Annotated in this window: 11 protein-coding genes and 3 pseudogenes; 6 read left to right on the top strand and 8 right to left on the bottom strand. The window is 60.7% G+C overall.

Features of this window, described 5'->3' with window-relative positions; translation table 11 throughout:
* From GNZ12_RS38760 to GNZ12_RS38770, 4 genes and pseudogenes are all read right to left on the bottom strand, one after another.
* A partial coding sequence (locus GNZ12_RS38760; protein WP_172317566.1) for an NAD(P)-binding protein occupies positions 1–199 on the bottom strand: 199 nt, incomplete at its 3' end.
* Positions 200–213: 14 nt separating this feature from the next.
* Positions 214–591: an acyl-CoA dehydrogenase C-terminal domain-containing protein gene (locus GNZ12_RS45695; RefSeq protein ID WP_407947764.1), complete on the bottom strand. Its 378-nt coding sequence runs from the start codon at positions 589–591 to the stop codon at positions 214–216.
* Positions 580–2,016, bottom strand: a pseudogene (locus GNZ12_RS38765) (acyl-CoA dehydrogenase family protein); the annotation flags it as partial. The gene GNZ12_RS45695 and the pseudogene GNZ12_RS38765, both read right to left, overlap by 12 nt.
* 250 nt (positions 2,017–2,266) lie before the next feature.
* Entirely contained in the window at positions 2,267–3,265 is a 999-nt protein-coding gene (locus GNZ12_RS38770; protein WP_172317571.1) for an AraC family transcriptional regulator, read from the bottom strand.
* Between the two features lie 1,056 nt (positions 3,266–4,321).
* Here GNZ12_RS38770 and ald point away from each other — a divergent pair.
* Entirely contained in the window at positions 4,322–5,440 is a 1,119-nt protein-coding gene (gene ald, locus GNZ12_RS38775; protein ID WP_172317573.1) for an alanine dehydrogenase, read from the top strand.
* Positions 5,441–5,769: 329 nt separating this feature from the next.
* Here ald and GNZ12_RS38780 read toward each other — a convergent pair whose 3' ends face one another.
* Positions 5,770–6,540, bottom strand: coding sequence for an SDR family oxidoreductase (locus GNZ12_RS38780; protein ID WP_172317575.1), 771 nt, complete (start codon positions 6,538–6,540; stop codon positions 5,770–5,772).
* 250 nt (positions 6,541–6,790) lie between these two features.
* Here GNZ12_RS38780 and GNZ12_RS38785 point away from each other — a divergent pair, with 250 nt between their 5' ends.
* Complete coding sequence (locus GNZ12_RS38785) at positions 6,791–7,555, top strand: hypothetical protein (RefSeq protein ID WP_328806141.1); 765 nt, start codon at positions 6,791–6,793, stop codon at positions 7,553–7,555.
* Between the two features lie 169 nt (positions 7,556–7,724).
* Here GNZ12_RS38785 and GNZ12_RS38790 read toward each other — a convergent pair.
* Positions 7,725–7,862, bottom strand: a pseudogene (locus GNZ12_RS38790) (pseudouridine-5'-phosphate glycosidase); the annotation flags it as partial.
* Positions 7,863–8,088: 226 nt separating this feature from the next.
* On the opposite strand from GNZ12_RS38790, the gene GNZ12_RS38795 reads away from it, so the two are divergent.
* The 3 genes from GNZ12_RS38795 to GNZ12_RS38805 all read left to right on the top strand — a co-directional run bounded on the left by GNZ12_RS38795 (position 8,089) and on the right by GNZ12_RS38805 (position 10,644).
* Complete coding sequence (locus tag GNZ12_RS38795; protein WP_172317611.1) at positions 8,089–8,886, top strand: alpha/beta hydrolase; 798 nt, start codon at positions 8,089–8,091, stop codon at positions 8,884–8,886.
* Positions 8,887–8,889: 3 nt separating this feature from the next.
* Entirely contained in the window at positions 8,890–9,231 is a 342-nt protein-coding gene (locus GNZ12_RS38800) for a hypothetical protein (protein WP_172317577.1), read from the top strand.
* A 696-nt stretch (positions 9,232–9,927) separates the two neighbouring features.
* The gene (locus GNZ12_RS38805) at positions 9,928–10,644 is read left to right on the top strand and encodes a transposase (protein ID WP_172317579.1); all 717 of its coding nucleotides are present in this window, start codon (positions 9,928–9,930) and stop codon (positions 10,642–10,644) included.
* Between the two features lie 356 nt (positions 10,645–11,000).
* Here the strand turns inward: GNZ12_RS38805 and GNZ12_RS38810 are convergent, their stop codons facing one another.
* Together GNZ12_RS38810 and GNZ12_RS38815 are read right to left on the bottom strand one after the other, a co-directional pair.
* Complete coding sequence (locus tag GNZ12_RS38810) at positions 11,001–11,489, bottom strand: cache domain-containing protein (protein WP_216673534.1); 489 nt, start codon at positions 11,487–11,489, stop codon at positions 11,001–11,003.
* A 221-nt stretch (positions 11,490–11,710) separates the two neighbouring features.
* On the bottom strand, positions 11,711–12,133 hold the full coding sequence (locus tag GNZ12_RS38815) for an ACT domain-containing protein (RefSeq protein ID WP_172317582.1): 423 nt from the start codon (positions 12,131–12,133) through the stop codon (positions 11,711–11,713).
* 175 nt (positions 12,134–12,308) lie between these two features.
* Between GNZ12_RS38815 and GNZ12_RS45800 the strand changes: the two are divergent.
* Positions 12,309–12,564, top strand: a pseudogene (locus GNZ12_RS45800) (integrase); the annotation flags it as partial.
* Between the last annotated feature and the right edge of the window lie 749 nt (positions 12,565–13,313).

The raw sequence follows: 13,313 nt of genomic DNA on the forward strand, positions 1-13,313 counted from the left end.
CCGCGCCCGACAGGATATGCGCCCCGATCTCCGAGCCTTTTTCCAGTACGCACACGCCAATCTCGACGCCTTTTTCAGCCGCCAGCTGCTTCAGGCGGATCGCCGCGGACAGGCCAGCCGGGCCGCCGCCGACGATCACGACGTCGTATTCCATCGACTCGCGTGGACCGTATTGTTCGATGAGGCGAGCTTCAGTCATGATCCCCCCTTGCATCAGAACTGATCTTCCGTCAGCGCCAGCACGCCCACGTCATCCTGCGCGCCGACGATGGCCGCTTCGAACGCGAGTGCCTGCGGCAGGACCTGCGTCGCGAAACAGTGTGCCGTCGCGATCTTCGCGTCGTAGAAGGACGGATCGTCGCTACGCTTCTCGGTGGCCACCAGTAGCGCCCGGGCAAACTGCCAGCCAGCCAGCACGATGCCGGCCAGCTTCAGATACGACACACTGCCGGCAAACACCACGTTCGGTTCCTGCTGGGCTCGGGCGAGCACGAAATCGACGACGTTCGCCAGCGCCATGCGAGTTGCCCTGAGATTACGGTAAAGCACCTGGAACGCTGGGCTGGACTCATACGACGTATGCTCCCACAACGCTGCAAGGGTTTCGTCAATCTGCTCAATCAACACCTTGGCAACCGCGCCGCCGTCGCGGAGCGTCTTGCGTCCGACCAGGTCGTTCGCCTGAATCGCAGTCGTGCCTTCGTAGATCGTCAGAATGCGCGCGTCGCGGTAGTACTGCGCGGCGCCAGTCTCCTCGATGAAACCCATCCCGCCATGCACCTGCACACCCAGGCTCGCGACGTCGATCGACAGCTCCGTACTCCAACCCTTCACGATTGGCACCAGATACTCGTAGATCGCTTGATGGTCGGCTCGCACTGCCTCGTCGGCGTGACGGTGCGCGATGTCGCTGTGGGCAGCAGCGACGTAGGCGAGCGCGCGAGCCCCTTCGGTCAGCGCACGCATCGTCGCGAGCATGCGGCGCACGTCCGGATGCTGAATAATCGCCACGGACTGTTTAGCCGAACCGTCGACCGGCCGGCTCTGCACGCGATCCTTCGCATAGGCAACGGCTTTCTGATAAGCGCGGTCGGCGACAGCGATGCCCTGCACGCCGACACCAAAGCGCGCTGCGTTCATCATGATGAACATGTACTCGAGCCCGCGGTTGGCCTCGCCGATCAGGTAACCGATTGCGCCTCCGTGATCGCCAAATTGCAGCACCGCAGTGGGGCTCGCCTTGATGCCCAGCTTGTGTTCGATCGACACGCAATGCACGTCGTTGCGCGCGCCAAGCGTGCCGTCGTCGTTGATCATGAACTTCGGGACGATGAAGAGCGAAATGCCCCTCACGCCTTCCGGCGCGTCCGGCAGGCGTGCGAGCACAAGGTGCACGATGTTCTCCGCCATATCGTGCTCGCCCCAGGTGATGAAGATCTTTGTTCCGAAAATCCGGTACGTGCCGTCGCCTTGGGGTTCGGCGCGTGTGCGCACGAGCGCGAGATCGGAACCGGCCTGCGGTTCAGTGAGGTTCATCGTACCGGTCCACTCGCCGGAGATCAGCTTCGGCACGTAGCGTTGCTTCTGCTCCTCGCTACCCGCGGTCAACAGCGCCTCGATCGCGCCGTCGGTCAACAACGGACACAGCGCAAGCGACAGGTTCGCGGCATTCAGCATTTCGATGCAAGGCGTGGCAAGCAGCTTCGGCAAGCCCTGACCGCCATATTCGGTGGGGTGAACGACACCCTGCCAGCCGCCCTCGGCGAACTGCTGAAATGCTTCCTTGAAGCCCGGCGTGGCGGTGACCACGCCGTCCTTCCAGCTGCTCGGGTTCCTGTCGCCTTCAAAATTCAGTGGCGCCAGCACGTCCTCGTTAAAGCGGGCGGCTTCTTCGAGCACGGCCTGCGCAGTTTCAACCGTCGCGTCCTCGAAGCCGGGCAGCGCCGATACTCGATCGATACCTGCAAGTTCATTAATGGCGAACAGCATGTCCTTGACGGGCGCGGAATAACTCATCCTGTGTCTTCCCAATGGTGGAATTTAAAGGGGTGCCATGACACTGGGACACCAGGTCCTGCACGGCAACGATTGACGGCATCGTAGCCGCGAACATGGTGAATCCGGCTGACCAAACCGGACCATCTATTGACAAAGTCGGCCAGGGAATACGAGCAATCCGGCCAGGTCGCCTTGGCGCGGCGCGCTCATGACGGCCGGCGCGCAACAACACCGGGCCTCTCGCGCAGGCCCGGTGTTGGCGATGGAATCAGGTGCCGCGGCGGTACGCGCCGGGTGTGCTGCCCGTCCAGTGCCGAAAGGCCCGATGGAAGGCGGTCGGATCATCGAAGCCGATGTCGCCGGCAATCGCCGCGATCGCGTCCTCGGTTCCCGTGAGACGTTGAATCGCGATATCCCGTCGCAATTCGTTCTTCAGCGTCTGAAACGCCGCGCCCTCGGCGGCAAGATGGCGGCACAAGGTCCGCACCGAGCAGTGCAGGCCGCGCGCGGCTTCCTCGATTGACGGCATGTCGGGCAACCGGGAGGCCAGGTACTCCCTGACGCGGTGGCTCGTGAGCTGTTCGTCGAATGCCACAAAGATCCAGTCTTCAGGCGCCCGCGCGAGAAACTTGCGCAGGTTCGCCTTGCGCTGGCGAATCGGCATGTCGAAGAAAGACGCGCTGAACTGCATCAGCGTCTGTTCACAGTCGAACTGGACAGGTCCAGGAAAGAGGTAGAGATATTCATGCGCATGCGGTGGACGCGGAAACGCAAAGCGGACTTGCAGCAGCGGGATCTTCTGGCCAACGAGCCATGACCCCACGCCGTGCGCGAGTTTCAGCATCAATTCCTGACCAAGGACGCTGACGGCCGCGGCGCCCTGTCCGAGCGCGACATCCGCCACCAGAGGGCTGCGCCGTGTCTCGAACCGGAAGTCATCGAGCACGATATGCATGAACTGACCAAACCGATGCATCGCGGTTTCCAGGTTCGGCGCGTCAAGGAGACTCAGGCACAGGAATTTCAGGGTGCCGCTGCGTAATGGCCGCGTGAAGATACCCGGCATTTCGTCGTCGAACTCGATCGCCAGTGCTCGGTATAGTGCCGCGAACTGCGCCTCCGTCACGCGGGCGCCCGATTCGGTCAACAGCGCGCGCGAGATGCTCGCTCCTTCGAGGTATCGATCGACGACGTCAGGCTGGGCGCCCACGCCGTCGAGAAAACCTTGGACGAGGGAGATCGGTACGGTAGCGCCAGGTGGATGCATCGTCGCGGTCGGATAGGGGCGAGCTGGAAAAGGCAGTGAAGGTAACAGATCGCTGCCCGCAGTCTGTCACTATATAAGCGACCCCGGCCGGGCGTCGAAATTCAGGAAGGCGTTGGGGGGGGGCCGGCGGGTTTCCCGCCGCAAAAGATGCGTCGTGCGGAGCGCCTGCTGCCCAGCAGGCTGCCGCATTCCTTCGCGACTCGCGGCCGATCCGACCATCGAGCACGACCTGCATGCCCGAATCATTCGCCATCTTTTCGATGTTCATCGCAACCTCCTCTCGTGAGGCCGCTTCAGGGCACCTTCCTGCCGTTGGCACATTGACGACAGCCAAGAACTCGATCGCCTGCGTCCATACCCGGATGAGCTGTTGAGACAGGGTCGAAAATGTTTGAGGCCTGATACAGGCAAACCTGATCCGAGTGCTCCGGCTGCAGCGGATTGAGTTCGAACAACAAGTTGGCATTGCACATGCGGCAACAGTAACGTTGCAAGCGAAAGGAACGACGGCCGAGCGGGCGCAGCCGCGTCGGCCCGTGGACAATCTGCAGCCCTTCGTGTGCCTTGACTGTCTCTTCGAGTTGCGTACTTTTGCAGGAAATGGCATCGGGCTAAATCCATATCGAAAGGAGACGTGGAGGAGACGGGACTAGATATAAACCCTTAGGCATGCGATGTAAGGTGGTGGACACACACCGCCTAATTCAGGTGATTCAACCAATATTCACCACATTTACATTAACAACCCCTACCACACAGTCGATAGTATTGTGGAAATCACTACTCGTAGCCGGATATAGCACCTACGTCACGCTCGATTTCCGCATGCATCCCGTTCCGATGCTACCCGTCACAACCTGCTACTGGCCAAGCGCCCGGCGATGGCGTCGCTAACAGGTGAAATCGGGTAGACGGTGGCGATCGTTTCTTGCGATCCTGCCGCCTGCGTGCGTTAGCGTCGTCGGCGCCTCCCTCGCGAACGCTCGCCGCTCGTGCTGGGCGTCTGAGGAATCAGATCATTTCGCGGCAGACCGGCAGTCCCATACAGGAGGCAATATGCACATAGGTGTTCCGAAGGAGATCAAGAACCACGAGTATCGTGTCGGTCTCACGCCGTCTTCCGTGCGCGAGATCGTCGCGCATGGACACAGCGTGGACGTCGAGACAGGCGCTGGCGCAGGCATCGGCGCAACGGACGACGCATACCGGGCCGCGGGCGCGCAGGTTGCGCCCAGCGCAGAAGCGGTGTTTGCCGCTGCCGACATGATCGTCAAGGTGAAAGAGCCCCAGCCGCCCGAGCGTGCGATGCTGCGCCGAGGACAGATTCTTTTCACCTATTTGCACCTCGCGCCGGACCCCGAGCAGTGCGCCGATCTCGTCCGAAGCAACGCGGTCTGCATCGCCTATGAGACCGTCACGCAACGCGGCGGCGGACTGCCTCTGCTCGCGCCCATGTCAGAAGTTGCGGGCCGCATGTCGATTCAGGCGGGCGCGTTCAGCCTGGAACGCGCGCACGGTGGCAAGGGCATCCTGCTTGGCGGCGTGGCGGGCGTGCCCCCCGCGAAGATTGTGATCCTCGGCGCCGGCGTGGTTGGCACCAATGCCGCGCAGATGGCTGTCGGCACGGGTGCGCAGGTCGTCGTAATCGACCGCAATGTCGATGCGCTGCGACGCATGGACCGGCTGCTGGGCGCACGCGTGATCACCGTGTATTCGAATCAGGACAACATCGAACGACACGTGCTCGATGCCGACCTCGTGATCGGCGGCGTGCTCGTGCCCGGCGCCACTGCGCCCAAACTCGTCACGCGCAAGATGGTTGATGCGATGAGCCCGGGCTCCGTCATCGTCGATGTCGCGATCGACCAGGGAGGATGCTGCGAAACCGCGAAGCCTACGACTCACGCGGACCCCACGTACAAAGTTGGCGAAGTCGTACACTACTGTGTCGCAAACATGCCAGGCGGTGTGCCGCGCACGTCCACTTATGCGTTGAATAACGCGACGCTTCCCTTTGTCCTGCAAATCGCCGACCAGGGCTGGCGCAAGGCGCTTACCGATGACGAACATCTGCGTCGTGGCCTGAATGTCGCGTTCGGCAAAGTGACCTGTCCCGAGGTCGCCGAAGCACTGGGCTACACCTGCGAGGATGCAGGTGCCATCGCCACTGAATAGCAAAAACATCGAGACGAAGCGCGGGCGGCTTATCCGGTCGCGCTCTCGAGCCAACGTGGTGGCGAGATTCGCCCCCCTATCAGACCTGGTCAAGTTCCCACTGCGAACATCTGTATTCGACGAAATTCCGTTTTGCCGAACTGTATTTGGCTGATCGTCGACTATTGTTAAGGCTTATTCGACGTCTGCCCGCATGCGCCGCGGCAGACTCACGATCCTGTGAATGAGGGCAGGCATCGAATAACCCTTAACAAACGCCGCCTCATGCGATGTGCCTATGCGTCCCCCGCATAGGGCAAGAATCGGTACCACTTTGTGCCAGGTTGCGTTCAATCGTCCGTCTTTCCGGGTCTCATTGCAGCCGCAGGCCACCCGCCCGAAAAGTCAATTACAGCGCCAGTCAGGAACCGGGACTGTGTCGATGCGAGGAAGCAGATCAGTTCGCCGATCTCTTCCGGTCGGCCTAATCGACCGGCCGGCACCGAAGACCTGACATAGTCACGACCCTCCGGCTGGTCTATGAAGATAGCGCGTGGATAATAAGCCTCGCTATACAGGAAGTTCGGTGCCACTGCGTTGACGGCAATGTTAAGTGGCGCAAGTTCGACGGAAAACGATCGAACCAATGCATTCGCAGCATCCCTCGCGGCATCAGGAATGGCGCCTCCGTGCATTGGCAGCTTTGTCCGGCACGATGTCACTAATACGAGATTCCCGCCGCCCTGATGTCTCATACGCGGGATTGCCGCCTTTACCAAAGCGAAAGGACCGACCACCAGCTTTTCTAGCGTCTGCCGCAGGTCGTCCAGTGATGCATCCACAGTGGGCCGATGGATAGCGGGAAAGTGGTCGTTACTGACAATGGCATCAACCCGCCCAGTGACGGCCCATGCAGCTTCGACCAGCAGCTCAACACTTTTGCCGCTCACACGTTCGACACTGCCATTCGCGTTCGAAAAGTGCTCCCACGCGATGTCGTCCACGAAGGAATCATCGTGGGCAAGCACGCGGAATCCCGCATCCAGCAGTGCTGCTACGGCAGGCGGGCCGGCATAGTCCGACGCATTCGTCACAAGTGCAACCTGTTGCTCTTTCTTCACAGCTGCTCCTCCTGGTGGTTCCGAAGCCGCGCGATCCGATGGACACCATCGACCTACGGCGGCGCATCTGGTTTCTGGCCGAAGCTTGCCGATTGAGCGAGCGAACGGTGGTGGCCATGACCGACAGACCCTGTCTACTTACGAAGCGAACCGGCCCTGAATATCTTGCGCGCCTCCCCTCGTTCTGGTCCGGCTGCTGCCCCGGATCAGCATATTTTGTCAAGATACTCACCGCCGTACTGAAGCGATTGTGGGGAAAACACACAACGCCAATTTTGCTCTGATTACTGCGCAAACGATTGCTTATACTCTCTGCACCTCTTTCTCCGAGGCGCAACGTATGCGGCAGGAATGGCTTGAATATCTCCAGCGAGTCGACTGGAACACTCCGGTGACTTTGGCGCTGACATCAGCGGCAGTCGGTTCTGTCATCACGCTCGCCTGGATTTCAGCGAGGGATGCCAGGGAGCGCAAGCGTCAGCGACGCGACACTGCACTGGAACTAGCGTTATCGCTGGAAAGCTACGCCCGAACCTGCCGGACAATGATGCATAAGGCCACCTGGGCAGCAGCGGAGCCAGTCAACCCTATGAGCCGCGAAGCCAGTAAAGGCGTTTCCATTCCCGCCTTTGCCTACCCGGACAGGCTTCACTGGCATGTCTTGAGCCGCAAAGTTATCTCCGAGCTCCGTGAGTATCCGGCGACAGTGCACGCCGCTCGGGAGTATGTGGAAGTGTTTCGCGAATTCGGCGAGCCAATCGACCTTTGTGGTCAGGTTGAATACGAATGTGCGAAGGCTGCGATGGCAGCGCTAGCACTTGCTCGGGCCACGCGCCGACGGCACGGAGCCGCGAGATGGAAGCCGGGCGCCAAAGATTCAGCCTTGGAGCGCGAACTGTCCGACTTCATCGCGAACGCTGAAGAAAAGCGCAAGGAGTCGCTCGAGCGTCGAATGGAGTCTACAGTCGATCGACGAGTTGACGTGCAACGGGTCAAACAGGTGCTAAGCGCCTGAAACATCGCGAGCTCGGATCCCCCCGCGCGGATAGTTTCCGTAACCGACCCCGTGCGGTCCTTCAGCTTTCTTAAAAGCGGTCATTACGGCCCACACACGCATTTCTATTCAGGTCTCCTCGCTGAGCGAATCACTAAATTGATCCGCGACTCTGCGATTAATCGACCATAGAGCGAATATTCTCCGGGTAGGGCATGCCGTGGGCGATGATGGTCGATTCCAGCGCCACGAGCGGTCGGCCGGCGGCCTGTGCAGCAGCTACAGGCGCGCTGCAGGTCAACCAGGCGTGTGCAGGGTCGGCAACCATGTCGATGCTTTCGGTGGTGTGATTCACTGAAGTATGCGGCACATGGCTGGTCCACGGTTCGCTGTGCAAGCGCGGGGGGTCGTTGCTACCTGCCTGTTGCCTCAGAGCCGTCCCGCCCAGCGCCGTCAGCGCGAAGCTCGCGACAACACGCATGGACATCAGCGGTGGCCAATGCACGCTAAACTGGCTGCGCGACGGAAGCGATCGGTGGATCGGGCTCAAGGCCATGAAATTCACTGGGTTAATGCTGCGTCTCACCGTTGCGCGCCTGATTGTGTTCGCAGGAGTCGCCATCTTGCAGGATCGTTTTATCTACTCCCCTGAGAAGGCTGCAACCGAGGACGTCGTTTCCAGCGGACTTCGCGCCTGGCCGACACCTGAGGCGTTCCGGGGCCTCGTGGCCGAGCCCGCCGGATCCGCGCGCGCCACCGCCATCGTCTTTCATGGGAATGCGGGGCATGCCGGACACCGTTCGTTCTACGCCGCAGCGCTCACCCGGCTCGGGCTGCGCGTGATCCTCGCCGAATATCCAGGCTACGGGCCGCGCGACGGCACGCCGGGCGAAGCGAATCTGGTCGCTGACGCCCAACAGACCATCGCGCTGGCGCATCGCCACTATGGCGCGCCGCTGCTGCTCATCGGCGAATCGCTCGGGGCCGGCGTGGTGGCCGCGGCCGGCTCGCGTGAACGCGACAAGACCGCTGGCTTGCTGCTCATCACGCCATGGGATCGGCTCGAGCACGTCGCCGCTTATCACTATCCGTGGCTGCCCGTGAAGTGGCTGCTGCGCGACCGATACGACAGCGTGACCCACCTGGCGTCGTTCGGCCGCCCTGTTCTCGTCGTGGTTGCGGAACGCGACAGCATTGTGCCCCCGCGCTTCGGCGAAGCGCTCTACAACTCGCTGGCCAAACCAAGGCAATTGATGGTGGTGAAGGCGGCTGAACATAACGACTGGATTGGCCGCGTCGACGAAACCTGGTGGCAGGAGGCGATCGGCTTCCTGCTCACGCCTTCGCATTGAAATGTGAAATCACGCTCCGTCCCGTCCAGCAGGGAACGCTTCTATGTCCTCGATGCGAAGAACAGACCTGTCGAGGTGTTCGACCGCGGCGAGTGGTCGCGCTGGATGACTGAGAACGAACTGATCTTCCGGCGCACGCTGCTGGACGAATCCGGTGTGACGGTCACGACCCGCTTCCGCAGTGTGTCCGAAGCGAAGACTGGGGAGGCTTCGCTGTTCGTGACGCGCGTCGCCGGAATGGAAGCGCGAGACAACAAGAGCTACGGAGCACGTACGCACGATGAGGCGCTGGAGCAGCATGAGCTCATCGTGCAGAAAATCCTCCGGATGCTGACCGGGCGGTGATCGCCACTGAGCAACGATTCTCCGCGACGATACCCGTGCCCCGCACGCACGACATTGCCTGCCCGGGCTTCCGCCCGAAGGTCGCCACGCCCAAAGCGCCTCCAGCGACCTGCTCGTCAATCCCCTCATCGCGCGCTGCACGCCTTGACTTCCAGGCATCGAAGACGCCACCTGCGACTTATCCAGTGCGGTTAAACCACCGCTCCATGTGGCGCCAGTTTCCTGGTCTCGGCAATTTGTCTGTAGATTGCCCCTCACAACGGCAGCCGAGTCCGTCCTGACATGGGCCGCCGCCCAAGGTCTCGGATTGGAGGCTATCGTTATCGTTCGGATACCTACCGACGAAATTCGCGAACCACATTTCACGAGGCTTGACCGGTTCAGGTGGGACGCGAAATGGCGACCAGGGGCGCTTCGACCGCTGTACCGTCTTGCTGCCTGATGCATTGATGCCGGATGGCGTGCAGGCAGAGCGTCTGGAGGCGTATAGCGCGGCGCTGCTATTCAGTGGAGGCATAAAACAGATGCTTGTAGCGATCGGCAAATCAACGAAAAGAGGCCAGAAAAAAGGCCTGTTCGTGATGCAAACGCACGCATATGACCGATAGAATTTCGTCCTATACCCACGTTACGCACCGTCACCCGTGCGATATCTGTCGGATCGCTTTCTCACATCGGATTTCCGGTTAATTCAGCATGACACGGCTTGCACGGCACTACGTCCCAGAACAACCGCAGCACGTTATCTTGCAGGGGCTCACGGGGCCCGCATTCCTGGACGAAGGAGACTACCTGTACTTCCTTGCCTGCCTGGCAGACGCAGCGCGCGTCGCCGATCTGGCAGTCCACGCGTGGGTACTCATGCCTGACGCGATACAGTTCCTCGTCACGCCTTCATACGAGTCGAGCGTGGCCATGGCGATGCAGGGGGTCGGCCGTCGCTATATCGAGACCTTCAACCGCCGCCATGGACGCCGCGGTACGGTGTGGCGTGGCGGGTACCAGGCAACAGTGATTGAGCCCGACCGGTATTTCCTGCTCGCGAGCCAGGTCATCGATCATGCGCCGGTGCGCAACCGCCTTGTAGCCGAGCCGGGAAACTACCCGTGGTCGAGCTACGCGCACCACAGCGGGCTGCGTGTCGATAGCTTCATCAAGGACCATCCACTCTACCGGGCGCTTGGCAATACGCCGTTCGAGCGCCACCAGGCTTACCGCGATTTGGGCGCACAGCCTCTTGACGAACGCGAGGTCAATAACCTGATGGAGTCGACGCTCAAGGGCTGGGTGCTCGGCAGCGCCGCGTATTGCGAGTGGGCGGCCCAGACAGCCAACCGGCGTTTGATGCCCCTGCTGCTGCGCGACCGGCCGCCCAAGGATTGCACGACACGCGCCCTCGCACACGTGGACTAACCAGGGGTCGCTTCAGAAAACGGAAAACAAAGCACGTTAGCGACGCGCGATCGTCACAAGTCGACCCATTCGCGCCTATCGCGTGGCCGAACATCCAGGGGCAGCTAACAGAGGGATCCGGTCATCCGCGCAGGCTTGCCACGTGCACCGGTTCTTGTGGATAGCGGACAAGGTAGCAGACATGACAATATCGACGCGAATGACCCGAGGCGGATATCAAAACTGACCAGCCTCGATGGCAAACCGCACATGCGAAGTGAAGGGCATCAGAACTGACCGGTCACGCGAGAAAATAGCATTGTGTGGGCGTCGGAGTTCGGCAGTTCGGCGCCCATATGACGGTTGGTTTGGTCGGACTACTTGTAGTAACCGACGCCGCATCCCAGGCCGGCGACCGCGGTAACGAAGCTCGCCTTCGGCACCCACATTTTGTCAGCACCGGCCTTGGGAGACATGTAGCTGACCTCATTGATCTGGCCCTCTTTTGCCGCATCATAGAGCCTTGGGCCATACACGTCGCCCGTCGGGTCCTTAAATGTCCTCGCATCCTTGCCGAGCAACCCCTTAACGTTGGGATTGCCGACCGCGACGAGGAGTCCGTCGCTGAGATTGAAGCAGAACGGATAGAGGTCGCCAACAAGGAAGCCGTTTTCGCCCTTGTTGATCTGATCGAGCGTCTTGGCCTTTTCGGCTTTGATGGCCGCAACCGTCTTTTCAAGCATGGCCTTAGCGTCCGCCGCAGTACCTTGCGCGAATGCCGTAGTCGAGAACAAGACAGCCATGGCGCCTAGCGCGCCAATCACGAGTTTACGAAACATGGACATTCCTCCCTGCTCTTCGAGCAATTTGCAATTGTCATGCACGGTGGCGCAGTCACATTCCTGCGGACGATGGCAGGCGTCGAACAACCCTAAACGAACTGAGACCAGGCCACTTCGCGCTCGCGTGCACGCAGCTGCACAGTCTGTCGATCTGAAGTGGTCGTCCAGGGCAGTCGTGTCAGACAAGGCGACCCAGGCGCCTCGATAGGAAGAACCACGCCAGTTCGCGGTCCGGCAGGGGCTCTTCAGGCCCTCTGTAGAATGTCCATCGCCTTTTCGGCATCGTCCAACGAGTCGACCGCGAGATAAGCAATGAACTGTGTACCAAGTACAGCAGCGGAAACGCCGCGGAGGTTGATCCCCCCGTCGGCCAGCATCTGGCTCAATTGCGCGATGATCCCCAACTGGTCCAAGCCCATTACACGGACGGAGTGAAGGCTCGGGGTGACGGTGAACCCGACCTGTGTCGCGGCATGGATCTCCCTCTCCCCCTGCAGCGGTGCGACAAACACGACCCCTTTGCCCGATGCTTCCGGCGTGCGACGTGCGATGACGAACTGCAGGTCTACGCCAGCATCCCGCAAAGCGCTTAATACTTGCGCAAGCCCGCCCGGTTTGTCGTCGATGGTAGCGGCCCAAACATCGACGCGTTCTACGCTCAGTTCCATGGCAGCCCCTCCCGCCTGATTCATCTCGCAATTAAAATCTACTTCACCAACGGCACGCGAGCAAGGTCAGCAGCGTACGCGAGACACGGGAATGCTCGGAATCCCCGGGCCGGTACTGCCGGGCTTCATGCTATGCAACGCCGGCACTGTGCGCTTGGGAAACGACTCGTTTCGTTTTGCCGTCATGCGACGCTTCTTCCCGGCAAGCTGCCGATATAGCCGGCGCCGACCATCCGGTCGCGGCCGAGAAGCTGCGGCGTGCCCGTCCGCAAGGCATGCGTTACATACATGCAACGCTCGCGAGCGGGGCGGAACTAACGATTGCGCGCGACAACCTACGCCATTCTTCTCTCGCTACAACTTCGATCTGCCTGCAGAGTGACGAGGTCAAGTGGCCTCGCCAGATAAGTCGGGCGTTCACCGCACGATAGGCCCCTCCGTCCAACTGTCTCAGTTCGACCGAAGCCGGAAAACACATGCTGAAGGCGGCTTTCCGAAAATCGACTCGTCAGATCGCGCTGTATTGGCTTGGCAGCCTAGCCGAAAGGGTAAAACGACACCCGAAAGCCGAGTACTTTCGCGTTTTCACACGACCTCGACCCATTTCAGCCCGTCGGTCCGGCGCGATTTGCGCGACGGCTTCCACGGTACAACAGCCATTCGGTTCTCGACGACGAATAGTGCTTCATCGGCCGGAGCTGCCATTGGGATGGACGTGGTTCTACGTCAGCAATGTGGCGGATTGCTGACGATGGCGGCATTGAGCAGCCCGGCGGCAGCTTCGTGCATCAGCGAACTCACGCTCTAGACCCGAGCCGTCATTCGGGGACGCGCCGCCGCAACGGCCGCTGTTGGCGCGGTACCTGACGCGCTCTCCGCTGAGTTGATCGATGCACGTCATCGGTAAACTCTTTAGGCGTGCGTGCGGACAGTCAGAAGAACGCTTTAAGCAGATCCGTGAAATAGTGCAAATAGCCCACGCCTTCATGCTCAGGGCCGGAGCGTCAAAAGTCGTTTACTTTCAATGGACAGGATGAGGGGGTTGTAAACAAGAGGCGCGCGCTTGTGATTACCCACTATTTTCACGCCCCAACCAGTACCCGATCTGGATGTCGACAAGCCGATGCATGCCGCGCCAGATGACCTTATTGCCGGGCGGAGGATCATTGGCGCGCGCGAG

Source organism: Paraburkholderia solitsugae (assembly GCF_013177695.1).
GTDB lineage: Bacteria > Pseudomonadota > Gammaproteobacteria > Burkholderiales > Burkholderiaceae > Paraburkholderia > Paraburkholderia solitsugae.

Excerpts from the sequence above, each read along its gene's own strand:
- ald (WP_172317573.1), top strand. The coding sequence starts at position 4,322 with ATGCACATAGGTGTTCCGAAGGAGATCAAGAACCACGAGTATCGTGTC.
- GNZ12_RS38770 (WP_172317571.1), bottom strand. The coding sequence starts at position 3,265 with ATGCATCCACCTGGCGCTACCGTACCGATCTCCCTCGTCCAAGGTTTT.
- GNZ12_RS38795 (WP_172317611.1), top strand. The coding sequence starts at position 8,089 with ATGAAATTCACTGGGTTAATGCTGCGTCTCACCGTTGCGCGCCTGATT.
- GNZ12_RS38805 (WP_172317579.1), top strand. The coding sequence starts at position 9,928 with ATGACACGGCTTGCACGGCACTACGTCCCAGAACAACCGCAGCACGTT.
- GNZ12_RS38815 (WP_172317582.1), bottom strand. The coding sequence starts at position 12,133 with ATGGAACTGAGCGTAGAACGCGTCGATGTTTGGGCCGCTACCATCGAC.